At 69.9% G+C, this 24,475-nt stretch carries 15 protein-coding genes; 7 read left to right on the forward strand and 8 right to left on the reverse strand.

The genetic code is table 11. From position 1 onward, the window contains the following. The first annotated feature begins 236 nt into the window (after positions 1-236). The 5 genes from WMF31_RS41735 (at position 237) to WMF31_RS41755 (ending at position 7,843) form a co-directional block, all read left to right on the forward strand. On the forward strand, positions 237-1,772 hold the full coding sequence (locus tag WMF31_RS41735; RefSeq protein ID WP_436607436.1) for an AAA family ATPase: 1,536 nt from the start codon (positions 237-239) through the stop codon (positions 1,770-1,772). A 63-nt stretch (positions 1,773-1,835) separates the two neighbouring features. Further along, positions 1,836-3,323 (forward strand): ATP-binding protein, encoded by a 1,488-nt coding sequence (locus WMF31_RS41740; protein WP_436607437.1) that lies wholly within the window; start codon positions 1,836-1,838, stop codon positions 3,321-3,323. 188 nt (positions 3,324-3,511) lie between these two features. Continuing rightward, positions 3,512-5,752, forward strand: coding sequence for a SulP family inorganic anion transporter (locus WMF31_RS41745; RefSeq protein WP_436607438.1), 2,241 nt, complete (start codon positions 3,512-3,514; stop codon positions 5,750-5,752). Between the two features lie 70 nt (positions 5,753-5,822). Beyond that, positions 5,823-6,953 carry a polyamine ABC transporter substrate-binding protein gene (locus WMF31_RS41750; protein ID WP_436607439.1) on the forward strand — a complete coding sequence of 377 codons (1,131 nt, stop codon included), beginning with the start codon at positions 5,823-5,825 and terminating at the stop codon, positions 6,951-6,953. A 302-nt stretch (positions 6,954-7,255) separates the two neighbouring features. Further along, positions 7,256-7,843, forward strand: a complete 588-nt coding sequence (locus WMF31_RS41755) for a GNAT family N-acetyltransferase (protein ID WP_436607440.1) — start codon at positions 7,256-7,258, stop codon at positions 7,841-7,843. Positions 7,844-8,718: 875 nt separating this feature from the next. On the opposite strand, the gene WMF31_RS41760 is transcribed toward WMF31_RS41755, so the two are convergent. From WMF31_RS41760 to WMF31_RS41775, 4 genes are all read right to left on the reverse strand, one after another. Beyond that, complete coding sequence (locus tag WMF31_RS41760; RefSeq protein ID WP_436607441.1) at positions 8,719-11,817, reverse strand: TonB-dependent receptor domain-containing protein; 3,099 nt, start codon at positions 11,815-11,817, stop codon at positions 8,719-8,721. Between the two features lie 587 nt (positions 11,818-12,404). Next, positions 12,405-13,232: an ABC transporter permease gene (locus tag WMF31_RS41765; protein WP_129356126.1), complete on the reverse strand. Its 828-nt coding sequence runs from the start codon at positions 13,230-13,232 to the stop codon at positions 12,405-12,407. Next, positions 13,229-14,119, reverse strand: coding sequence for an ABC transporter permease (locus tag WMF31_RS41770; RefSeq protein ID WP_436607442.1), 891 nt, complete (start codon positions 14,117-14,119; stop codon positions 13,229-13,231). The genes WMF31_RS41765 and WMF31_RS41770 overlap by 4 nt, the downstream gene beginning before the upstream one ends. Beyond that, positions 14,112-15,227 (reverse strand): ABC transporter ATP-binding protein, encoded by a 1,116-nt coding sequence (locus WMF31_RS41775; protein WP_207213745.1) that lies wholly within the window; start codon positions 15,225-15,227, stop codon positions 14,112-14,114. The genes WMF31_RS41770 and WMF31_RS41775 overlap by 8 nt, the downstream gene beginning before the upstream one ends. A 352-nt stretch (positions 15,228-15,579) precedes the next feature. On the opposite strand from WMF31_RS41775, the gene WMF31_RS41780 reads away from it, so the two are divergent. Together WMF31_RS41780 and WMF31_RS41785 are read left to right on the forward strand one after the other, a co-directional pair. Continuing rightward, on the forward strand, positions 15,580-19,413 hold the full coding sequence (locus WMF31_RS41780) for a serine/threonine-protein kinase (protein ID WP_436607443.1): 3,834 nt from the start codon (positions 15,580-15,582) through the stop codon (positions 19,411-19,413). 481 nt (positions 19,414-19,894) lie between these two features. Continuing rightward, positions 19,895-20,869, forward strand: coding sequence for a DUF6531 domain-containing protein (locus WMF31_RS41785; protein ID WP_436607444.1), 975 nt, complete (start codon positions 19,895-19,897; stop codon positions 20,867-20,869). A 130-nt stretch (positions 20,870-20,999) separates the two neighbouring features. On the opposite strand, the gene WMF31_RS41790 is transcribed toward WMF31_RS41785, so the two are convergent. The 4 genes from WMF31_RS41790 to WMF31_RS41805 form a co-directional block, all read right to left on the reverse strand. Then, positions 21,000-21,170 carry a hypothetical protein gene (locus tag WMF31_RS41790; protein WP_436607445.1) on the reverse strand — a complete coding sequence of 57 codons (171 nt, stop codon included), beginning with the start codon at positions 21,168-21,170 and terminating at the stop codon, positions 21,000-21,002. Between the two features lie 591 nt (positions 21,171-21,761). Beyond that, positions 21,762-22,070, reverse strand: coding sequence for a hypothetical protein (locus WMF31_RS41795; protein WP_129356135.1), 309 nt, complete (start codon positions 22,068-22,070; stop codon positions 21,762-21,764). Positions 22,071-22,220: 150 nt separating this feature from the next. Then, the gene (gene gcvPB / locus WMF31_RS41800; protein ID WP_436607446.1) at positions 22,221-23,714 is read right to left on the reverse strand and encodes an aminomethyl-transferring glycine dehydrogenase subunit GcvPB; all 1,494 of its coding nucleotides are present in this window, start codon (positions 23,712-23,714) and stop codon (positions 22,221-22,223) included. A 24-nt stretch (positions 23,715-23,738) separates the two neighbouring features. Beyond that, on the reverse strand, positions 23,739-24,338 hold the full coding sequence (locus tag WMF31_RS41805; RefSeq protein WP_436607447.1) for a hypothetical protein: 600 nt from the start codon (positions 24,336-24,338) through the stop codon (positions 23,739-23,741). Between the last annotated feature and the right edge of the window lie 137 nt (positions 24,339-24,475).

Genomic DNA, 24,475 nt, shown 5'->3' on the forward strand with positions numbered 1-24,475 from the left:
GCCGTCGAGCGCGAGCGCCCGCGCGGCGCCGGTGTCCCAGGTCCTGCGGAACGTGCGCACGTGCGCCCGCGCGCGGCGTGGGCGGCGCGCCAGGCGCGAAACGCGGCGCTCGAGGGCGCCGATCGAAGATCCCCGTATTCATCTGTTCCCGCCGGCAGTAGACTCCAGGCTCTGCGTCCCGCAGACCAGCTTCCCAGGCCGATTCCAAGCGGGATCCGTTGCTGAGGAGCAAGGAAATGAACCCGCTCGTCCCCGACTTCATCATCCAGCAAGACGCTCTCGGCAACACCGAGGGCAGCTTCACGGGGGCGGTGCTGATGATCGACATCCCCGGCTTCACCGAGCTCACGGAGAAGCTGATGCAGCACGGGCGCGCGGGCGCGGAGACGCTCGCGGGCACGCTCCGGTACTACTTCGACCCGCTCATCGCCGCGGTCCACCACGCCGGGGGCTTCATCACCAACTTCGCGGGGGACGCGTTCACGGCGCTGTTCCAGGACACGCCGGATCGCAAGGTCGCGGAGTACGTGCTCGGCGCCGCGCTCTCGATGCGCGACCTGTTCGCCGAGCACCCCGAGAGGGACACGCCCTTCGGCAGCTTCCCGTTCTCGTTCCGGATGGGGCTCTCGTGGGGCTCGGTCGAGTGGGGCATCGTCCGCATCTCCCCGGAGCGCGCGTACTACCACTTCCACGGGCAGGCGCTCGCCGCGTGCGTCGCGATCGAGCGGCAGGCGCAGAAGGGGGACATCCTCCTCGACCGCGCGCTCTGCGATCGCATCCCGCCCGCGAGCGCGAAGTACCACGGCGAGGGCGTCTACAAGCTCGGCGACGTGCCGGCGCCCAGGCTGCCGCAGGTCCCGCGGAACGCGCCGCCCGGCGACGGCGCCGCGTTCGTGGCGAGGGGCGTCGCGGACATGCCCCCGGAGGGCGAGTTCCGCAACGTCACGAGCGTCTTCCTGTCGTTCGAGCAGATCCCGAGCTTCGCGGAGCTGACGCGCCTGTTGCACGAGCTCTCGGAGCTCTACGGCGGCACGTTCACCGGCATCGACGCGGGCGATCTCGGCATCGCGGCGCTGATCCACTTCGGCGCGCCGATCACGCACGAGAACGACAACGACCGCGCGCTCGACTTCGCGCTGGAGCTGAAGAAGCGCGGCCTGCGGCAGATGCGCCTGCGCGCGGGCATCACGCGCGACGTCCGCTACGCGGGCTTCAACGGCGGCACCGAGCGCCACGAGTTCGCGTGCATCGGCCGCGCGACGAACCTCGCCGCGCGCCTCGTCGCGAAGGCGCCGTGGTCGGCGATCTGGGCCGACGAGCAGGTCTTCCGCGCCGGCGAGACGAGCTACCAGTGGACGACGGAGAACATCTTCCGGTTCAAGGGCTTCGATCTGCCCATCCTCGTCTACTCGCTCGAGCGGCGGCGCATCTCGGTCCAGAAGGAGTTCTACGACCTCGGCCTCATCGGCCGCGAGCAGGAGATCGAGCAGCTCGCGCGGTACGTCGGCCCGATCTTCGAGGGCAAGCCGGCCGGCATCGTCTACATCGACGGCGAGCCGGGGCTCGGCAAGAGCTACCTCGTGCAGCGCTTCCGCCACCGGTGCGAGGAGCACCAGAACGAGCGGCCGTTCCTGTGGATCGACGCGCGCTGCGACCAGACGCTCCAGAGCTCGCTGAACGCGTTCGAGTTCGCGCTGAAGGAGTACTTCTGGGAGTCGTCGGCGCTCGGCAAGGAAGAGAAGCTCACGAACTTCGACGACGCGTTCGAGTAGCTGCTCGAGCGCCTGCCCGAGAGCCAGAGCGCGCTCAAGCGCGAGCTCGAGCGCGCGCGCTCGGTGTTCGCCGCGCTCATCGGCATCCGCTGGGAGGACTCGCCGTACGAGCGGCTGCACCCGAAGCTGCGCTACACGAGCACGCTCTCGGCGCTCTCCTTCGTCTTCCTCGCCGAGGCGTCGCTCCAGCCGGTGATCCTGCACCTCGAGGACGCCCACTGGGCCGATGAGGACTCGCTGGAGGCGGTGCGGGTGATCGCGCGCGCGTGCAGGGGCCTGCCGATCGCGATCATCTGCACGACGCGGCGCAAGGACGACGGCACCCCGGTGCGCATCCCGCTCGATCCGGGCATCTCGGAGAAGGTGATCGAGCTCAAGCCGCTGCCGCGCGAGCAGCTCCTCGCGCTCGCGGTCCCGTTCTTCGGCGGCCCGATGCCGGACATGCTCGCGACGCTGCTCTGCGAGACCGCGGGCGGCAACCCGTTCTTCGCGCAGGAGATCCTCGCGTACTGGCTCGAGGACGGGCGCTACGGGTCGAGCTCGAGCTCCATCTCGATCTCGAACACGTTCATGCCGCCGAAGAACGTGAACAGCCTGCTCATCTCGCGGCTCGACCGGCTCGACGCGAAGGTGAAGCAGACGATCGTCGCCGCGGCCGTCCTCGGCCGCGAGTTCGACCTGCGCGTCCTCGCGCTGATGCTCCCCGACGCGTCCGTGCTCGAGGAGCACGTGCGCATCGGCGAGGCGCAGTGCATCTGGTCGCAGATGACGGAGCGGCGCTTCCAGTTCAGCAACGCGCTGCTCCGCAACGCGGCGTACGAGATGCAGTCGCGCGCGCGGCTCCAGGAGCTCCACCGGCTCGCGGCCGAGGCGATCGAGAGCCTGTACGGCGACGACCTCGAGGATCAGCTCGTGGCGCTCGGCCGGCACTGGCGCCGCGCGGGCAAGGTCGATCACGCGCGCCGCTACTTCCTTGCGGGCGCGCGCAAGGCGGCCGCGCGCTACGCGCACGAGGAGGCGACGCGGCTCTACCGCGTCTACTTCAAGCTCTCGCCCGAGCCGACGCCCGAGAGCGTCGTCGTGCGCTACGAGTTCGCGCGCGACGTCCTCGAGGCCCGGAACCGCTATCAGGAGGCGCGGCAGGAGCACATCCGCGTGCTCACCGACGCGCAGAAGCTCGGCGATCGCGCCTCGGAGGCGCTCGGCTTCCTCGGGCTCGGCCGCACGCACTGGGCGATGCAGCAGCCCGACGACGCGCGCACCTACTGGGAGGAGGGCCTCCGGGCCGCGCGCGAGGCGGGCAACCTGCCGGCCGAGGGGCTCATGCTCGCGAGCCTCGGAATGGCCTACGCCGTCCAGGGTCGGTATGATGCTGCGCGCACGCTGTACACGCGCGCGATCGCGATCGAGCGCCAGATCGGCAACCGGCGCGAGGAGGCGAGGCTCCTCGCCGAGTTCGCGAAGCTGCATCGGCTGAGCGGCCACCCCGGCGAGGCGGAGGCTCTGCAGGAGCAGGCTGCGGCGATCGAGCGTGAGCTGGGCGCCTCCTGAGCCGGCGCGGAGGGCCCGGGGGCCCTCCGCGCACCGTGTGAGCCTCATCGTCGCCGCGACCGTGGATGCCGCGTATCTGCGCGGCCACGGAATCGCTATGCTCGGCTTGCCTGAGGGGCGACGCTAGCGCGCCTCGGGCCTAGCAGCGGCGCGGATTCTCCAAACCGTCCGAGAGGTCTCTCAAGAGCATGACACAGCAGGAAGCAGGGGACGTTGCGGAGCCGGCGCGCGAGGAGCGCGCCGGGAAAGCGAAGCAGTTCAAGCTGGTCCCGGCGCTCCTGGCCGCTGCGGTCTCGGGGACGCTGGTCGTCACCTTCGACATCTCCCTGGCCGCGCTCGTCTTCACGCACGACTTCGCGGATCGCCTGTCGAAGGGCATCGGGATCTTTCTGATCAGCTCCGTCGTCGTCGGGGTGATCGTCGCCCTCCTCAGCTCCTTCCGGCCCGTGATCGCCGCGCCGCAGGAGGACGCCGCGGTCATCTTCGCCTCGATGGCGTCGGCGATCGCGGCGGGCGTCCACAAGGTCGACCCGAACGCGGACGCGTTCCCGACGGTGATCGTCGCGATCGCGCTCACGTCGGTCGTCGCCGGCGGCTTCTTCTTGCTGCTCGGCCTCTTGCGCCTCGGCGTGCTCGTGCGCTTCATCCCCTATCCGGTGGCGGGCGGCTTCCTCGCCGGCGCCGGGTGGTTGCTCGTCCAGGGCTCGCTGGCGGTCATGTCCGGCAAGCCCGCGACGCTCGAGAAGCTGCCCGACCTGTTCTCGAGCTCGCTGGACAAGTGCCTCACGGGCCTGCTGTTCGGCCTGCTCCTCGTGGCGCTGCTCCGGCGCTACACGAACTTCCTGCTCCTGCCGATCCTGCTCCTCGGCTCGATCGGCGTGTTCTTCCTCATCCTCTACCTCTCCGACTCCAGCGTCACGACGGCGCTCTCGGAGGGGTGGCTGCTCGGGCCGTTCCCGCGCGACGCGCTCTGGCCGCCGGTCCAGCCCTCCGATCTCCAGCAGGTGAACTGGCCGGTCCTGTTCGACAGCGGGGGCAACATGGTGGCGGTCACGGTGATGGCGGCCATCACCGTGCTCCTGAGCGCGTCCGGCGTGGAGCTCGCGACCGAGCAGGAGATCGACCTCGATCGGGAGCTCCGGGCCACGGGCATCGCGAACATCGCCGGGAGCATGTTCGGGTGCGTCGTCGGCTACATGTCGATGCCCGAGTCGTCGATGAACTTCAAGACCGGGGCGAACACCCGCCTCGCGGGCCTGTTCGCGGCGTCGATCAGCGCGATCGTGCTGGTCCTCGGCGCCGACGCGATCAGCTACTACCCGCGCCCGGTGCTCGGGGGCCTCATCGCGTACCTCGGCTTCCACTTCCTGATCAACACGCTCTACGAGGGCTATTTCCGGCTGCGCCGGACCGAGTACCTCGTCGTGGTGGTCATCCTCCTCGTCGTCGCCGTCTGGGGCTTCCTCCTCGGGGTGGCCGTGGGGCTCGGCGTGTCGCTGATCCTGTTCGCGCTCAGCTACAGCCGCATCGAGGTCATCCGCAACGCGATCTCCGGCGTACACCTCCGCAGCAACGTGGCCCGCAGCGACGGCGAGGAGATGACGCTGATGGAGCGCGCCAAGCAGCTCTACATCCTGCAGCTCCAGGGCTACGTCTTCTTCGGCACGGCGTACAACCTCCTCGCCAGCGCGCAGCAGCGCATGCAGAGCACGGAGGGGGAGATACGGTATCTGCTGCTCGACTTCCGGCACGTCAACGGGCTCGACTCGTCGGCCATCGCCAGCTTCCTCCGGCTGCGTCGCCTCGCGAAGGCGAACGGCGTGAGGCTCATCCTCACCGAGGTCCCTGCGGACATCCGCAATCACCTCGAGCGGGGCGAGGTCGTGCTCGAGAACGACGACGTGTGCCGGATCTACCCGGATCTGGACCGGGGCCTCGAGGCGTGTGAGAACGAGATCATCCAGGAGGCGCCCCCGAGCATGCTGCCGCCGCCCATGCTCTTCTACGACCTCCAGGACGTCTTCAACGGCAGGCCGGAGATGCTCCGCTTCCTCGGCTACCTGGAGCGCGTCGAGATCCCCTCCGGGTTCGATCTCTTCCGGCAGGGCGACGTCTCCAAGGATCTGTACCTCATCGAGAGCGGCGAGCTCACGGCGTGGCTCGAGATCGACGGGCAGAAGATCAAGCGGCTCCGCACCATGGGGCCCGGCTCGGTGGTCGGGGAGTCTGGGCTTTACATGGGCGAGAAACGTTCGGCGACCGTGACGGCGAGCCGTCAGGCCACGCTCTACCGCCTCTCGGAGGACGCGCTCCGGCGCCTCACCGCCGAGGCGCCGGAGCTGGCCGCCGCGTTCCATCATTTCGTGGTCACATTGCTTGCGCGCAGAATCGTCCACTCGACGGGTCCTGTGAAATCGTTGTTCAACTAGTGTGAAGAACCTCCAACCGTGTCCGCGTCCCCGCGAGAGATCTTGACCGAGAAGGAGAAAGGACGGACTGATGCAAACCAGACGTAGGCCCCTGATGCTCGCTTCGATGCTGCTGGGGGCTCTTTCGCTTATTGGCTGCTCCGGCTGCTCCAAGAAGTCCGACCCTCCAAGCGGCCAGGTGCCGGAGTCCAGCGCCAAGTCCGCCGCGCCCGCCGATCCGGGCGAGCTGAACCTCCTGATCTTCCCCGATTACATCGACGAGAAGATCGTCAAGGCCTTCGAGGAGCAGACGAAGGCCCGGGTGCGGCTGACCCGGTACGACTCCACCGAGGAGATGGAGAGCAAGCTCGCGTACGCGGGCGCCGACAGCCAGTACGACGTCGTGATCATGGCGAGCCAGGTGCTGCCGAGGATGGTGCGGCGCGGCCTCGTCAGGCCGCTGGAGCACGCCAAGATACCGAACCTCAAGAACCTCGAGCCGCGCTTCTCCGGCCCGGGGTTCGACGACGGCAACAAGCACGGGGTGCCGTACCAGTGGGGCACCGTCGGCGTCGTCTACAACAAGAAGAAGCTGCCCAACCTCGAGCCGTCGTGGTCCATGCTCCTCGATCCGCAGAAGCTGGCCGGGACGTTCGTGCTGCTCGACGAGCAGCGGGACATGCTCGGCGCGGTGCTCAAGTACAAGGGGTTCTCGAGCAACACCTCGAAGGAGAGCGAGATCCGCGAGGCGGGCCGCGTGCTCAAGGAGGTGAAGAAGCAGGCGAAGTGCCTCGGCTTCAAGGGCGGCGTGGGCGCCCTGGAGGACGTGAAGGCGGGCTCGGTGGACATGGCGGTCGTCTGGAACGGCGACGCCCAGAAGGCGATCCAGGCGGACAAGGAGCGCCTGGCGTTCGTCATCCCGAAGGAGGGCTCGGTCATCTGGGTCGACGTGATGACGATCGCGGCCAAGGCGCCCAACCCCGAGCTGGCGCACAAGTTCATCAACCACGTGCTCACGCCGGAGGGCGGGGCGCAGCTCTCGATGTACACCAAGTACGCGTCGCCCAACGCGGCCGCGCAGCAGAAGCTACCGGACGAGGATCGGACGAACACGCTCATCTATCCGACGAAGGAGGTGTCCGATCGACTCGAGCACCACCGCGATCTCGGCGAGGCAGCGAGGGTGTTCGACGAGGTCTGGACCGACGTGAAGTCGCAGTAGCGTCGAGGCTCGATGAGAGCGCGAAGCGCGTTCGCGAGCTCAGCGCGGCACCTGCTCCCACGTGCACTGACATCAACCCTTGATGAAGTATCCTGTCTGCTCGTCGGCGATGCGCCCGGCGTACGTCAGGCGGGTTCGCTTTTAATCTTCGATACTTGCGCGATGCGCGCGGCGCGGCACCGCGATGACGCACCGCACGTCGAGATACGTGGTGGACACAATCGGCGCGCGTGCGTGTCGGAATACCGCACGGCGCGGCGGAAGGATGATAGGCTGGGTGTCAACCCTGGGAGAAGCCCCTGATGAGCAGCCCTCTCGACCTTCCGTTCGCTGTGCATCCCCGCCTGGAGACAGAGCGCCTGATCTTGCGCGAGATCACAGAGTCCGACGCCGAGGCCTTGTTCGTCGTCTGCTCGGATGCCGAGTGGTTGAGGCTGTGGGGCTCCCCTGTTCACAAGACGGTCGCCGACACGAAGCATATGATTGGCATGCTCAAGCGAGCGCACCAGGAGGGGTCGCAGCTCCGGTGGGGCATCTGCGTTCGTGGGGCGGAGCATCATCTGATCGGCGCGATTGGCTTCTTCCGCTTCCTGTCGTACCACTACCGGGCGGAGATCACGTACGAGCAGGCGCGCTCGGCGAGCGGCAAGGGGTACATGACGGAGGCGCTGCGCGCGGTGGTGCGGTTCGGCTTCGAGCAGCTCGATCTACACACGATCGAGGCGGGCATCGATCCTGGGCACGGGCCGTCGCTCCGGGTCGCCGAGCGGGTCGGGTTCCAGCGCGAGGGGTACTTGCGGGAGAACTATTTCTTCCAGGGCAAGTTCTACGACACGATCCTGTGCACGATGTTCAGCCCGAGGCCGGCGGAGCGGCCTTACAAAAAGTGACCCGCCGCGGGCGGTAGGCCGCGGTTGTCCTGGTTCGTCGGCGGCTGGGCTGGGTGAGGAGGGGATCCCGGGTTGCCCGGCCCCCGGCGAAGAGGAGAGGGGGATCCCGGGTTGCCCGGCCCCCGGGGAGGGTGTTCGTGGGGCGGCGTGGGGGCCCCACCGAACTCACCTGGGACGTTCTCTCTCCGACGCGCTGCGCGCGCCGGAGAGAGAACGTCCAATCAGGTTCAGACATCGGTCCGTCCCCCACGCCGCCCCACGAACACCCTCCCCGGGGGCCTACGGCTCAGGTGATCTGTACCTCACGCGGGCAGCGGTCCATTCGGGTCCTCCGATGACGACTCTCTCCGGCGGCCTACCGTTCATCGAGTGGGCCAGCGACCGCGCCTCTCCCTCCAGACGGTGAGCGGCGGGGGGAGGGGTCGCGCGCGCCGGCGTGGCGCGGGCGGGCGCGCCGAGCACCGACCGAGGTGCCATAAGGTTCAAGGGGGCTCGAGGTTTCGGGCGCGCCTCGTGTGGCGCGCGACGAAACGTCACAGGTGGCATGGCCCGAAGGGAGACATGCCGGGTGGTGTTGTATGCGCAAGCTCTCCGGCCCCCGTCTTGGCGGATGGCCGAGCGCCCGCCCGCGCCACGCCGGCGCGCGCGACCCCTCCCCCCGCCGCGGGCCGCCTGGCACGCCCTCCGCGCCTGCGCAGCGTGACGCCATGCCGCGGCGAACGACCGTGGGCCGCCCTGCCAGGCGAGGCGCCGGCGCGTCGGGTTGCGGTAGAGGTGGTGGGGGGGAAGGGGACATCCAGCGCTCCTCCACCTGGGCGGGAGGAGCGCTGGAGCGAGCCAGGCGGCCGGCGCGGGAGCCGGCCGCCCGGGGCTCCTCAGAGGTTCATGTTGATCGAGGCGAGGAACGTACGGCCGTTCTGCGGGAACTTCGCGATGGTGTACTGCGCGGCCGTGGGCGCGGTCCAGCGCCAGTCGCCGACGTTGTAGACGCCGACGTTGTACCGGAGGCCGCCGAGATCCACCTGCCCGGAGAGCACGATGTCCCAGATCACCGCCGGCTCGGTCTTGGTCTGCCGAGGAATCGGGACCGGCCGCTCTTCGGGGGGCACATCTTCGTAGGTCCTCACGTTGCGGTCATGCCGCGGCGCCTCGAGCGTCAGGCGGGACGCCAGGCCGAGCGCCTTCCCGAAGAGCGGCATCGCGCCGCGGATCGAGCCCATGTGCTCCGGCGAGTTCGGGACCTCGCGCCACTCGTTCCTGCCGCTCTCCTCCAGGTACTGCGCCTTCGCGTAGGAGTACGAGACCGAGGCCATCCACCCCTGACGCCACTCGCGGCGCAGCTCGGCCTCGCCGCCGACGACCATGATCGCACTATCCGTGTTTGCATAGTGCGTCGGGTTATCCTTCGTCTGCTCCCCCTGCTGGAAGATCAGGTCGTTCAGATAGTTCACATACCCGGCGCCGAGCATCGAGACCGTGGACGAGAGTCGGTGCGTGAACTCGACCTCTCCCGACCAGACCTCCTCGGGCTTGAGATCCGGCGAGGTCCTGTACCACACCTCGTAGTTCAGCGGATCCTCCGCCGAACCATATGCATACCCATAGAACAGCTCCTGGATCGAGGGCGCGCGGAACGCGCGGCCTCCGGTGATCTTCAGGTTGCCCTGCTCGTACGGCTTGACGATCAGCGCGAGCCTGGGGCTCGGAACCACCGTCTTTTCCTGCAACGTCGAGTAGTAGTCGAAACGCGAGCCCGCCGAGATGCGGACCTTGTCCGACGGCATGATGTCGACGAGCGCGTACGCCGCCAGGATGTGATACGGGTGCTCGTCGACTCCGTCCTGCTCCTTCACCTCATCCGGATCGTCCGGCAGCGGTAGGTAGACGAATGAGGAGCAATCCCCGGTGGAGAAGCAGGAAAACTCCTCACCGTGCTGCGCCGCCAGGAAATGCACCTGCGCCTCAGCGCCCGCCGTGATCTTGAGCTGCGGGATCGGGCTGAACTCGACGCGTTGCTCCGCAAGCACCCAGATGTCGTTGAAGTCCTCCTGATCGTAGAGCTCGGTCACCAGCGGGCTGATGGACCCCGGGTAGATCCAGAGCCTGTCGCGGAAGTTGTACATGTTGATGCTCGCGCGGGTGAGCGTCGCGAGCTTGTCCCCGAAGCGAGGCGCGAGCGAGAGCTCGACGAAGCCACGGGTGTCCCGGTAGGTGGTCCTGTCGACACCGAGCTGCGTTTTCGCGACGCCGTTCGGGACCGTCTTCGAGCGGGAGTTCAGATACCACTGCGCCGAGAACGACTTCAGCCAGAGTCGTCCTTGGACCGTCCCCACGGTGAATTTGTCGTTGTTCCGCGAGTGCCCGTCGAAGATGTAGCGGTTCGGGTTCGGTTCGCCAGTCTCCGGCGGGAGGTCACTGGACGTGGGATCTCCCACATAATCGCCGAAGTAATAATCCCGCCCGAGGCTGCGCGCGGCGCCGACCGACATCCAGACGCCGGAGTCGCGGCCGAGCGGAAGCTGGAACGATGCGCGCCCGCGGATCAGCGAGTTGTCCGCCGTGCCCACGCCGAAGCCCACGCTGCTCGACGTCGGACGGCCCTTGGTCACGATGTTGATGACGCCGGAGAACGCGCCCGTACCGTAGAGGACCGAGCCGGGACCCCTCACGATCTCGATCCGCTCCACGTCCTCCAGGTCCGTCCGGGCCAGGTAGTCGAAGTACGACAGGTTGACCCAGCTATCGTTCATCGAGTGCCCGTTGAGCAGCGTCAGCATGCGGTTGCCGAAGTCGCCCGGCAGGTTGATCCCGCGGACGCCGGCGAACGTGTAGACGCCGTCATACGTCGTGTAGAGGCCGCGCACGCCCCGGAGCGCCTCCGCGACCGTGGGATAGCCCATCGCGCGGAGCTCCGACCCGGGGATGATGGTGACCGAACCGGGCGCGTCCTCGACCGCCTCCGTCGAACGAGAGGCCGCCTCGACCTCCTCGAGCTGCCGGAGCGAGATGTCGATCCGGGTCTGCTGGCCGGCGACCACGTTCGCCGTCTCCTCCACCGGGCGGAACCCGCGCAGCGACACGCGCACCTTGCGCTGGCCGCTCTGCACGTTGAGCACCGCCGGCGTGAAGCCCATCGGCTTGCCGTCCACCTCGACCAGCGCGTCGCGCTCGTCCGCGTTGACCACCAGGCTGCCCGTGAGCGGGTTCAGCCGATAGCGCGCGACCACCGTGCTCGCGGCCGCGACGTTCACGTCCTGCTCCGACGGCTGATAGCCCTCCTGCGACAGGTACAGCCGGTGACGCCCCGGCGGCAGCGTGAGGTCGCACGGCGCGGTGCACGCCGGCGGGCCGCTCGCGTCGTTGACGCGCACCGTCGTCCCCGCCATCTCGCCCACCACGCGCACCGTGCCGACGATGCGCTTGAGCTTCACCGCCACGTTCGTCTGATCGCCGACCTTCGCCTCGACATTGTCGACCTCCGCCGGCTCGTACCCCTCGAGATCAACGATGATCTTGTACTTGCCGGGCTGGAAGCCGAGGAGGCGCGGCGTGTTGCCGCGGCCGCCGAGATCGCGGCGGTTGATGTACACCGTCGCCCCCGGCGGGTCCGTCGTCACGTTGATGACCGCGACGTTGGGCCGGATCCGCCCGAGCGCCTCCTCGATCGCCGGCCTGCGCGCCGCGTTCGGCTCGAGCTCGAGCGCCTGGACGTAGTAGCGGAACGCATCCGGGTACTCCTGGAGCGCCTCGTACGTCCGGGCGATGTTGAAGATGACGTTGCGATTCGGCACGAGCCGGTTCGACACCAGGAAGTGCTCCAGGGCGCCCCGGTAATCGCGCGCGGCATAGCGCTCCGTGGCGATCCTGAAGTGTAGATCGGCCTCGTCGGCCAGATCGTCCGCCCAGGCAGGCCGACCGGAGAACGTGAGGAGTGATATGAGTATGATTAGGAGTGCGGAGCGACGAAAGCTCATCTTTCGATCTCGATTCCCAACGGTCGAAGTGGAGCGGAAGGCGACGTCCGCCTCGGGGCCAGCAGTCGCGCCGAGACACGGCGAGCTTCGGACGAACAGCCGCATTGCCAGGTCAGCTTACCGTAAGCCGCGAGCCGATCCAACCTGTTCGCACGAGCCGCCCACGCCCCCACGTCCGCATGGACGTCGGTGTGTGGGCGCCCGGCGCGACGCGCATCACAGCGTGAGCCGGCGACCGGATGCGCCGCGTGCGCGCGGCTCCCCCGGCGGCGCCGCGCAGCCCGCGCGCCGCGCGGGGAGCGCCCGAGCTCAGGTGCTCGCTGCACACCGGTTCATGCCCGGCGCCGCGTCGCCGCGCGCACCCTGACGCGGATGGGCAGCGGCGCGCGGCGACGCCCCCGTCGCGCCGCCTTCAATAAGCGCCGCTCCCCCCTCGCGCCGCCGCGCCGTCTTCGATGAGCGCCGCTCCCCCTCGCGCCGCGGCGCCGCCTTCGATGAGCGCCGCTCCCCCTCGCGCCGCCCGCATTGCCGGCGAGCGCGTCAGCCGCGGAGCGCGAGCCGCCCGTCCGGGAGGCGGACGCAGGGCCTCAATCGTGCCTCCAGCGGGTCAGCCGCTCCACCATCATGATGAACACCACCACGCCGAACACCAGGATGGTTGAAATCGCGAACAGGTAGGTCTGCATGCCGCGCACCTGGGTATGGTAGACGTAGAGCGGCAGCGTGACCGAGCGTGGCCCGGATGTGACGAAGCTGATGACGAAATCGTTGAGCGACAGCGTGAACGCGAGCATGGCGCCCCCGACGATGGCCGGCCACAGGAGGGGGAGCGTCACCCTCCGGAAGTGGAGCCAGGGCGTCGCGTAGAGGTCCATCGCGGCCTCGCTCAGCGTCGGTCCGATGGAGATGAGCCGGCTGCGGACGATCAGCGTGACGAACGCGACCTCGAACGTCACATGGCCGATGATCATCGTCGTCATGCCCGGGTCGAACCAGTCCGACACCCGGCGCAGCAGGTTGAACGCCATCACCAGGACCGCGGCGAACGTGATATCGGGCGCCACCGCCGGGATGTCGACGAACGACTGGAGCAGGCGAGTCACCGAGCCGTTCCACGGGACGCGCATCCCGAGCGCGAGCAGCGTCCCGAGGACGGTCGCGATGAGCGTGGACACACCGCCGAGCAGCAGGGTGTTCACCGCGACCTCGCGGAGCTCCCAGGCGCGCCGGCTCGCCTCCGGGTCGGCGAAGAGCTCGCGGTACCACCGGACCGTGAAGCCCGTCCAGACCAGCCCCCGCTCCGAGGCGTTGAACGAGTAGACGGCCACCGCGAGGAGCGGCACGTAGAGGAGCGCGAAGCCGAAGAACGCGGCGATCGTCGTCAGGGCGCGCCAGGGGCCTCGGTCGCTGTTCACAGGATCTCCACGGAGCGCCCGCTCCGGCGATACAGCGTGACGCCGCCCAGCGTCAGCAGGATCAAGATCAGGCTCAGCGCCGCGCCATAAGGGATGTTCCGGCCGGGGCCGAACTGGTGCTGGATCAGGTTGCCTATCAGCCAGTGCTTCGCGCCGCCGAGCATGTCGCTCACCACGAAGACGCTCATCGCCGGGACGAACGTCAGGATCACCGCGACGCTGAGGCCGGGGAGGGTCTGGGGCAAGATCGCCGCGAAGAAGACGCGGAGCCGCGAGGCATAGAGGTCCTGCGCCGCCTCGACGAGCGACCAGTCCATGCGATCGATGCTGGTGTACAGGGGGATCACCGCGAACGGCAGGGACGCCGCGACCAGGCCCAGCGTGACCGCGATCCAGCTCGGGTAGATGTCGCGGCCGGGGTCGATCCAGCCGAGGCTGGCCGCGAGCTTGGCGGGAGGGAGCTGCGCCGAGAGCAGGAGCTTCCAGCTGAACGTGCGGATCACGAGGTTCATGCAGAGCGGGAGGATGGCGGTCGCGAACCAGAAGAACCGCCGGCGCCGCGAGCCGCGGGCGATGAAGAAGCCCATCGGATAGGCGAGCACCACGGACGCCGTCGTCGCGACCAGCGCGAGGACGATGCTCCGGATGAGGATGCGCGCGTTGTCGCCCGCCGAGCCGAAGATGCGCTCGAACGACTCGAGCGTCAGCTCCCACAGGAGGACCCCGTCCGCGTCGCGCTTCACGAACGACACGACGATCAGCGCGAGGCTCGGAAGGAGGAGGAACGTCGAGAGCCACGTGACGCCGCCGGCGATCAGCACGGCCCCCCGCGCGAGCAGTCTGCGCCGCGTCGTCAGCTGGCCATACCAGACCGTCGGCTCAGTCAAGGAGCACCTCGAGCCGCTCGGCGGGCAGGGAGAGCCAGACCTGGGAGCCGGGCTTGAGCCGCGCGCGGGGGCTCAGCTGCACGCGCAGGGGCCCGGGCTCGACGATGAGCTCCACGTGGTCGCCGCGATAGAAGCTCTCGCGGACGGTGCCGCGCACGCCGTTCTCCGGCGGCTCGCTGTCGCAGAGCTCGATCCACTCGGGGTGGATCGCGAGCGTGCCGAACTCCCACTCAGGCGTCGTCTTGACGCGCAGCGCGCCCGCCGTCGTGAAGACCAGCGTGGCGCCGACGCGCTGGGCCGAGATGAGGTTGGCCGCGCCGAAGAACTCGGCGACGAAGCGGTTGCGCGGGCGCTCGTACACCTCCGCCGTCGCGCCCTGCTGCTCGATGCGGCCCTTGTTCATGAGCACGACCCGGTCCGAGACCGTCATCGCCTCGTCCTGATCGTGCGTGACGAGCACGAACGTCTTGCCGAGGGCGCGCTGGAGGCGGCGCAGGTCGAGCTGGACCTCGGCGCGCAGCTTCGCGTCGAGGGCCGACATGGGCTCGTCGAGCAGCAGCACCTCTGGCTCGTTGACGACCGCCCGCGCGAGCGCCGCGCGCTGCTTCTGGCCGCCGGAGATCTGGTGCGGGTACCGGTCGGCGAGGTCCTCGAGCTTGAGCATGAGGAGGCTCGCGCGGACGCGCTCGCGCACCTCCGCGTCGGGGAACTTGCGCGACCTCAGGCCAAACGCCACGTTCTCGAACACGGTGAGATGCGGGAACAGGGCATAGTTCTGGAAGACCGTGTTCACCGGCCGCTGGTTCGCCGGCAGGTGGTCAACCGCCCTGCCCGCGAGCAGGACGCGCCCCCGGTCGGCGCGATCGAGCCCCGCGATGATGCGGAGCAGCGTCGTCTTGCCGCAGCCGGACGGCCCGAGGAGCGTCACGAACTCGCCGGCCTCCGCCTTGAACGATACGTCGTTCAGTATCTGTGTCTTGCCGAAGCTCTTGCTGACACTCTCAACAACAAGGCTACATCCCGGGTTCTGGTCGGCCGCGCTCTCGGTCGGGGGCGCCGTGATGCGCCGCGCCGACGACGCGAAGAAGTCTCTCAACCTCTGGATCACCCCAGCAAACCCTTTGCGCGTGGCGCTCTTGGACCCGCTTCCGATGCCTCGGAGCGTACTACGCAGACCATGATGCCCTCCCGTTGTCAACTGGGTGCGCACCGGGCTGACCGGCTGAGCGGCGCGCGCCCGGCCGGCCTCTTTTCGCTCGCAGGCGGCTACGCTACCGCCCTTCGCCTGGGCATGCCAGCTTTCTGCCGAGCCCCCGCGCGGCGCGCGCCACGCGCCGCGCGGCGCGCGCCGCCACGTGCCTGTACGCGCCTCCACCTGTCGCCACGCGCCTCCACGCGCCTCCACGCGTCGCCACGCGCGGCTTGCCACCGCCCGGCGCCGGTGATTTCTTGGTGCACGCATGGGCCTGAGGCGCGCGAGACCTGAGTTCCGAGGCACGCGCCGCTTCCAGGTCGTTCGCGTTGTGGGCGTCGGGGGGATGGGGGTTGTCTACGAGGCGTTCGATCGCGAGCGGAACGGGCGCGTCGCGCTGAAGATCCTCCGGAATCTGAGCGCCGAGGCGCGCCTCCGGTTCAAGAACGAGTTCCGGTCGCTGCAGGACATCCAGCACCCGAACCTGGTCAGCCTCGGCGAGCTGCACGAGGAGGAGGGGCAGCTCTTCTTCACGATGGAGCTCATCCGCGGCGTCGACTTCGTGGTGCACGCGCGGCTCCACGAGGAGGGCGACGCCTCGCCGCGGGGCCAGCCCGCGAGCGACGGGCCGCGCCCCGCCCTGGCCTCCAGCCCCATGTGGTCTCCGTACGGCGCCGCGGCGGGGCAACAGGGGCGGATCAAGCGCCCCTTCCACGAGGCCCGCCTCCGCTCGGCGCTCGCGCAGCTCGCCCAGGGGCTCGCGGCGGTGCACGCGGCGTACAAGGTCCACCGCGACATCAAGCCTTCCAACGTGCTCGTCACCGCCGAAGAGCGCGTGGTCGTGCTCGATTTCGGCTTCGTCGCCGACGCCGCCGGGCAAGGGCGCGAGCGGGCCGTCGTCGGGACCCTTCATTACATGGCGCCGGAGCAGGCCGAGGGGAAGCCGGCCGGGCCGGAGGCCGACATCTACAGTGTGGGAGTCATGCTCTACCTCACGCTGACCGGCGTCTACCCCTTTCAGACGGCGCCGAAGGCCGCGCTCGACATGATGCGCCGCGCCGAGCCGCCGCCGCCGAGCCAGCTCGTCGAGGACATGCCGCCTGACATCGACGCGCTGTGCGTGGACATGCTCCGTATCGACCCCTCTGCCCGGCCGACGGCGCGCGACGTGCTGCGGCGGCTCCAGGTGCAGGAGCTCATCGACGAGCCGCCGGTCCTGTCGCAGCGCATCGGCTTCGTCGGCCGGCGCGGCGAGCTCGCCGCGCTCGAGGGCGCGTTCGCGGAGGCGAAGATGGGGCGCGTGATCACGCGCTTCATCGAGGGCGAGTCGGGCGTCGGCAAGAGCGCGCTCCTGCGCCGCTTCCTGGAGCGCATCGACGAGGAGGCGCTCGTCCTCGCGGGGCGCTGCTACGAGCGCGAGGCCGTCCCCTACAAGGCCGTGGACGAGCTCATCGACGCCCTGAGCCGGCACCTGTCGCGGCGCCCCGCCGCCGAGGTCAAGGCGCTCCTGCCGCCGAACGCGGGGCTGCTCGGCACGGTGTTCCCGGTGCTCCGGTCGGTCCCGGCGATCACCGAGGCGCGCGCGCGGCGCAAGGCGATCGATCCGCCCGAGATCCGCGCGCTCGTCTTCGCCGCGCTGCGGGAGCTGCTCGGGCGGCTGGCGGCCGAGCGGCCGCTCGTGCTCGCGATCGACGATCTCCAGTGGGCCGACGCCGACAGCATGGCGCTCCTCACGGAGGTGATGCGCCCGTTCACCGAGGCCGACCTCCACGCCGCGAGCAGGCCGGGCTCGTTCGCCGGCCTCGACGGGCCCCCGTCCGCGGCCGCGCCGGTCGACCCCTCGCGCCCGCGGGCGATGCTCCTCGTCGCGGCGGTGCGGACCGCCTCGGAGGCGTCGCCGCCGCGCTCGCGGCAGCTGCTCGGGGTGCCGGCCGACGCGCTCGGGCACATCGTGCTCCACCGCCTGTCGCTCGCGGAGGCGCAGGAGCTCTGCGCGCTCCTGCTCCGGGACGCGCGGCACGGCCGGCCGCTCAGCATCGAGGCGATCGCCGAGGAGGCCGGCGGCCACCCGCTGTTCATCGACGCCCTGCTGCGGCACCGGATGGCGCAGGACAACGACGGCGGGCCGGTGCGGCTCGACGACGTGCTCTGGGCCCGCATCGGCCGGCTGGACGCGCGGGCGCGGCAGCTGCTCGAGCTCGTCGTGTGCGCCGGCTCGCCGGTGCTCACGTCCGTGGCCGCGCACGCCATGGCGGCGGATTTCGCGGAGCTCACGCGGGCGCTCTCGGTCCTGCGCGCGGCGAACCTCGTGCGGACCGGCGGGTCGGGCCAGGACGAGTTCGTCGAGCCGTTCCACAACCGCATCCGGGAGACGGTGATGGCCCGGCTCGACGAGCACGCGTCGCGCGGCTGGCACGGCCGGCTGGCGCTGGCGCTCGAGGCCTCGGGGCGCGCGGAGCTCGAGGCCCTCGCCGAGCACTGGCGCGCGGCCGGCGACGCGCAGCGCGCCGCCGGCTACGCGGTGCGCGCCGGCGAGCAGGCCGAGGCCGCGTTCGCGTTCGATCACGCGGCGCGCCTCTACCGCATGGCGATCGATCTCCACCTCGGGACCGGGGCGGAGCGGCGGCTCGTGCTGGCCAAGCTCGGCGACGCGCTGAGCAGCGCCGGCCGCGGGGCCAAGGCCGCGGAGGCCTACATGGCCGCAAGCGACGGCGCCCCGGAGGCGGAGGCGATCGATCTCGGGCGCCGGGCCGCGGAGAGCCTGCTCCGCGCCGGCTACGTCGACGCGGGCATGGCGGGCCTGCGCACGGTGCTCACCGCGGTCGGCATGCAGGTGCCGAGGACGCCGGAGCGCGCGGTCGCGTCGCTGATGCTGCGCCGCGCGCAGGTGCGCCTGCGCGGGCTGCACTTCGTGGAGCGCCCGGCCGAGGAGGTGCCGCCCGAGGAGCTCATGCGCATCGACGTCTGCTGGTCGGCGGCGATGGGGCTCGTGATCGTCGATCCGACGCGCGGCGCCGATTTCCAGGCGCGCAACCTGCTGCTCGCGCTGAAGGCGGGCGAGCCTTACCGCGTGACGCGGGCGCTCGCGTTCGAGGCCGCCTACCTCGCGGTCGACGGCGACGCGTCCGCGCCCCGCGTCGCCGAGCTGCTCTCGACGGCGGGCTCGATCGCGGCGCGGCTCGGCCGGCCTCACGCGCTCGGGCTGGTCGCGTTCGTCGGCGGGGTGACGGCCGCGCTGTTCGGCCGCTGGCATCAAGGCATCGCGGATCTCGACCGGGCGGACGTCATCTTTCGCGAGCGCTGCACCGGGGTCACGTGGGAGCGGAGCTGGGCGCACACGTTCGCGGTCTGGGCGCTCTGGTACGGCGGCGAGATCCGCGAGTTCACGCGCCGGGTGTCGATGTACCTGCAGGCGGCGGACGAGCGCGGGGATCGCTACCTCGCCACGAGCCTGCGCTCGTCGCAGAGCAACGCGTTCTGGCTGGTCGCCGACGACCCGGAGTCCGCGCAGCGCGAGGCGCAGGACGCCATCCGGAGCTGGTCGAAGGCGGGCTTCCAGCTGCAGAGCTATTTCGACCTGGTCGCGCGCGCGCACATCGGCCTTTACCTGGGCGAGGGCGAGGCCACGCACCGCTTCTTCTCGGAGCAGCGGGCGGGCATCGAGAGCTCGCTGGCGGTGCGCATCCAGGCGGTGCGCATCATCATCACGCACCTCAGGGCGTGCGCGGCGCTGGCCGCGGCGGCGACGTCGTCCGACGCGGAGGCGCTGATCGACGAGGCGACGCGCGCCGCCCGCAAGCTCGACGCGGAGCACGTGCCCTGGGCCGATCCGCTGGCGGCGTCGCTGCGCGCGGCGGCCGCGGCGTCGCGCGGCGAGGCGGAGCTCTCGGCGCAGCTGCTCGCGGACGCGGCGCGCGGGTTCGAGGCCGCCGGGATGGCGCTGTACGCCGCGGCGGCGCGGCGTCGCCACGGTGAGCTGCAGCAGGGCGACGAGGGGCGCGCGGAGGTCGAGGCGGCGAACGGGTGGATGCAGGAGCAGGGCATCGTGAACCCCGATCGGATGACGGCGATGCTCTTGCCGGGGTTCCCTGGGGGCGCGTAGTCGGGCGTCGTGCCCCGGGGGCGGGAGGCGGGAGGGAGGTGTTTCCGAGTTGCCCGGCCCCCGGAGAGGGTGTTCGGGGGGCGGCGTGGGGGCCCCACCGAACTCACCTGGGACGTTCTCTCTCCGACGCGCTGCGCGCGCCGGAGAGAGAACGTCCAATCAGGTTCAGACATCGGTCCGTCCCCCACGCCGCCCCCCGAACACCCTCTCCGGGGGCCTACGGCGTTGCTTGATTCGACCCATACGGACGCCGGCCGTCCCCGGCGCCGCGCAACGAACAGGGGCTCGTCGGCACTACGGTGATCTTTGCGCAGCCAGGGACGAACCCGGGCGATCATGTACGAGCCTCATTGCTGCTGGACGGCGGATCGTGATGAAAGCATCCCGTCCAGCGGGATCAACGGAGGATGCTTCCGGCGCGCTGTAATGGCTACCGGGCAGCCCCTTGAGGCATTTCGACGGCAGTGATCCCCGCGTTCTCATGGCCCGCACCGCGCCCGTGCCCAACATCCCCGTGATTCCCGGAATGAACCCCGGCGTGTTCATCCTCGGTGGAGGCGGCGCAGGCAGCGGCAGTGGTGGGCCAGGTGGTGGGGGCGGCGCCGGCGCGCAGGGGGCCGGGGGTGGGAACGGGGGGAGCAGCGCGGGCGGCGGCGGCAAGAGCGCGCCGGATCCGGACAGGTACCCGGAGTGCGGCACGGTCTCGCATCCGATCGATGTCGTGACCGGCCGGGTGTTCACGCACGCGATCCCGATCTGTGCGCTGCCCGGGCCGCTGCCGCTCGTCTGGGAGCGGTCGTACAGCTCCGCGATGGCGGACCGGGATATGGGGATCGGCCACGGCTGGGGCCAAGGCCTCGGCTGGGAAATCGAGGTGCGGCGGCAGCGCGTGATGGTGTGGACCGGGCTGGGCACGGCGGTGGAGCTCCCGATGCCCGCCGAGGGTGAGGACGTGCTCGGTAAGTGGGGCTACCGGCTCCGCCGCGAGGCGGCGGGGTGGCTCCTCGACGCCGGCGACGAGGTGAAGCGACGGTTCTCGTGCTTCCAGGACGGCGGCCGGCGCGCGCGGCTCACGGCCGTGGAGGACCGCAATGGCAACCGCATCACGCTGACCTATGGAGAGCAGGATGGCCGGCTGGTCGAGGTGATCGACAGCGCAGGGCGGCGGCTCCGGTTGCGCCACGGGACCTCGGGCGAGCGGCGATCGATGAGCATCGAGGTGCAGCTCGACCCCGAGCGCGGCGAATGGCTCGCGCTCGGCACGCTGACGTGCGACGGCCGCGGCGACCTCGTGGCCGCGACCGACGCCGACGGCCACGCGTGGCGGTATGCTTATGACGAGCAACATCTCCTGGTCGAGGACACCGACCGCACGGGGCTGACGTGGCATTTCGTCTTCGACAGCCAGCGCCGCGGCATCGAGGCGTGGGGCGACATCTGGGGAAGCATGGAATAGGTATCCCACGGTTCCCAATGCGCCGCATGTCCACTTCGAGTTTCTGTCTCCAAATAAATCCGGGACTGGATTCGACGTGACGAAGAACGTTCATGTGCCGCTGAGCTAGTTGTTGTTGGTTATGATATTGCTAAGAAAATCCGGGAAAAGGTCGATTCGTTTCGAGTTCGATCGGGTTGGGGCGCTCGATCTCGAAGCGGCGTTCGGCGAGGTGCCTCGCCCCGTCCTGGCTCTCGTGGATCGAACGCTCTTCGGAGGTCGACAGGTAAGACGAGGCGGATTTGTCGAAATCCCGTTTCATGTATTATCTGATTTCGATGACAGCGGCGTGATTCTCTTTTCTGTTGACAAGGTTCTTTTGCGTCTCGATGTCGATTCGGTAGACTATGTTCGACATCGACTTCGTAACTGTGACCCTGGTGGCTTCTTTCCCGCTGAGATCGGCGAGGTGTCACTCGGAGAAAGTGAAGACGTTGTCAGCCTGTACGGAGAGTATAGAGAGCCGCTGTGTCCGGTGTGAGCGTGGGCGCGGTCTCCAGGGCTGACGACGGCCCCCGACAACACCGCGCGCTCCACAGCGCTCGCCGCGCGCCTAGCTGCGCTGGCCTTCGCCGCGATCACGTACGCCCGCGCAGCCAGGCGGCCATGCCGGGATCATGGTGGAGGTTGCCGGGACCATGCTCCGGGGTCGAGCGCGCAGGCTTCCATGCTCGACCTCCCGGCATGGAATGATGGCCGGCCCATCAATCCATGCCGGCGAAGCCGGCATCGGCCTCGGGGACACCAGGATGGATCCACGACCCGTCGACCCCTCGGCCGGCGCGCGCGACGCAGGACCGCGCCGCCGTACCCCCACGGCCGTGGCCCGCGCGCCGCGCCGCCGGGCGTGCGGTCAGGGCTTCACGCGGAGGACGGCCGTGCCCTTCTGCTTGCCGTAGAGCTGCTTGATCTCGATCTTGTACTCCCCGGCCGCGGAGGCGCTGAACTCGACGGGCGACGCGCTCTGCGGCTTGCCCGTGGGCAGATCCCGCAGCACCCGCTCGATGATCACCTTCCCCGAGGGGGAGCGGATCTTGATGTTGAACGGGGGCGTCGCCTCGTCGTACGCGCGGAACACGAGGCGCACCGTGTCCCCGACCGAGACCGGGGTGGTCTGGCTGATCGTCTCGATGTCGCCTTCGTTCTCGATCGTATCAGACACGCGTCGCCCGTCCCGCGAGGGCCCGCTCCGGCGGCCTCGGGCGGGCATTGTAGACGCGTCCGGCGGAATTTCGCGAATTTGGCGCGCACCCCCGGCGGCCGGCGGCGCCCGCGGACGGCGGCCGCCGCCGGGGCGCCCCCGCCGCGGCCGTCAGGTCTTCGACCATCGCAGGCGAGGCTGGCGGGCGGCCCGGGCCTCGTCGAGCCGCCCGAGCACCGCGCTGTGCGGCGCCTGCTTCACGACCTCCGGCGTCTCGTGCGCCTCCTGGAGGATGCTCAGCATCGCGGCCGCGAACTCGTCGAGCGTCTCGCGCGTCTCGGTCTCGGTCGGCTCGATCATCAGGGCGCCCGGCACCACGAGCGGGAAGTACACCGTCGGCGCGTGGAAGCCGTAGTCGAGCAGCCGCTTCGCGATGTCGAGCGTCTTGACCCCGGTCTCCTTCTCGAGCTGGCTGTCCGAGAGCACCACCTCGTGCATGCACGGCTGCGGCACCGGCGCGCTGTAGTGGTCCTTCAGCTTCGCCCACAGGTAACGGGCGTTCAGCACCGCCAGGCTGCTCGCCGCCGTGAGCCCCTCGCCGCCCATCTCCCGGATGTACGTGTACGCCCGGATGAACATCCCGAAGTTGCCGGTGAACGCCCGGAGCCGCCCCACGCTCTGCGGCCTGTCGTGATCCCACGCGAACGCGTCGCCCCGCCGCACGAGGACCGGCGCGGGCTGGAACGGCTCCAGGTGCTTCTTGAAGCAGACCGGCCCGGCGCCAGGACCGCCGCCGCCGTGCGGCGTCGTGAACGTCTTGTGCAGGTTGATGTGGATCACATCCATGCCGACGTCGCCCGGCCGCGCGTGCCCCATGATGGCGTTCGTGTTCGCGCCGTCGCCGTAGACCAGCCCCCCCTTGTCGTGGATGAGCTTGATGATCGTCGGCAGGTGCGTCTCGTACGCGCCGAGCGTGTTCGGGTTCGTGATCATCAGCCCGCACACGTCGCCGTCCGCCCCCTCGCGCTCGATCGCGGCGAGCACCTGCTCGGGGTGGGTCACGCCGTCCGCGGACTTCTCGACCCGCACCGCCACGAGCCCGTTGAGCGCGCAGCTCGCCGGGTTCGTGCCGTGGGCGCTCTCCGGGATGAACACCTTCCTCGGCGACCGCCCCTTCGACGCGTGGTACGCCCGCATCATCATCAGCCCGGCGAGCTCGCCCTGCGCGCCCGCCGACGGCTGCAGCGAGCAACCGTCCATCCCGCTGATCTCGCAGAGCGCCTGCTGCAGGCGCCACATCACCTCGAGCGAGCCCTGGCTGAGCTCCTCGGGCGTCATCGGGTGCAGCCGCGCGAAGCCCGGGATGCGCGCGGCCCACTCGTTGACCTTCGGGTTGTACTTCATCGTGCACGACCCGAGCGGGTACATCTGCGAGTCGATGCAGAAGTTCCACTGCGAGAGCCGGAGGAAGTGCCGGAAGGCCTCCGGCTCGCTCACCTCCGGCAGGCCGGCCGGCTCGCCGCGCGCGAGCGCGCCGTAGTGGGCTCCCGGGTCGACCTCGGGCACGTCGAGCGGGGGGAGCGAGGCGCCGGTCCTGCCGGGCGCGCCACGCTCGAAGATGGGGGGTTCGCGGAACTGAATGCCTCGCGGCTGCGGTTGGGTCATCGGGTTCTGGTGTTGCTGGTCTTGTCAGAGGCTGGGCGGCTCGGCCTCCGGCTCCGCCGGGGGCTCCGGCTCACCGGACTCCTGGTTGTCGGTGTCCCAGTCGCCGCCGCTGATCTCGGAGGCGCCACTGCCGCCGATCGATTGCAGGTCAGGTAGCATGTTGCGCTGCTTGATGGCCTCCCAGGGCTCCCCGACCTCGTCTTTGTTGCGGCCGATCTCACCCACGAGCCGATCGTCCACGTTCTCGCCCTCCGGCCGCTGGTACTTGAAGTAGCCCCGGCCGCTCCTCGACGCGTTCGGCCCGATGGCGCCGATGGTGTGCTCGGTCCACGTGAACTTGATGAGGTCGCCCGTCGCGGTGCCGTGCAGCTCGCCCCACCGATCCTTCACGGGCCGGATCCACCGGCCCTCGACCCCGTTGCCCCCGTTGCCGTCGTGCACGAGGTGCAGGTAGCCGTAGAGCTCGCTGTAATAGACCCCCGTCCAGTCGCCGCCTTCGGGCATGTCCCCGGGCTCCACCGTGGCCGTCTTGGGCGCGGGGGTCGAGCTGCAACCGAGCGCCCCAGGCCCGAGCAGCAGGGCGCCGGCGGCGGTGGCGATCCAAAGCCGTCGCGATACGTTCATGGCGGCGGAGCCTAGCACAGCACCTCCCCGCACCCATACCCCTGCGGCGCGCGGTGGTGGGCCCGCTGGGGGCTCGCCTCCGGGGCTGACGTGCAGGCGCGCCACAGAAAGAGGGGCTCGCCGGAACGCACGCCCCG

This window comes from Sorangium sp. So ce1036, assembly GCF_051369805.1.
Classification (GTDB): Bacteria; Myxococcota_A; Polyangia; order Polyangiales; family Polyangiaceae; genus Sorangium; species Sorangium cellulosum_F.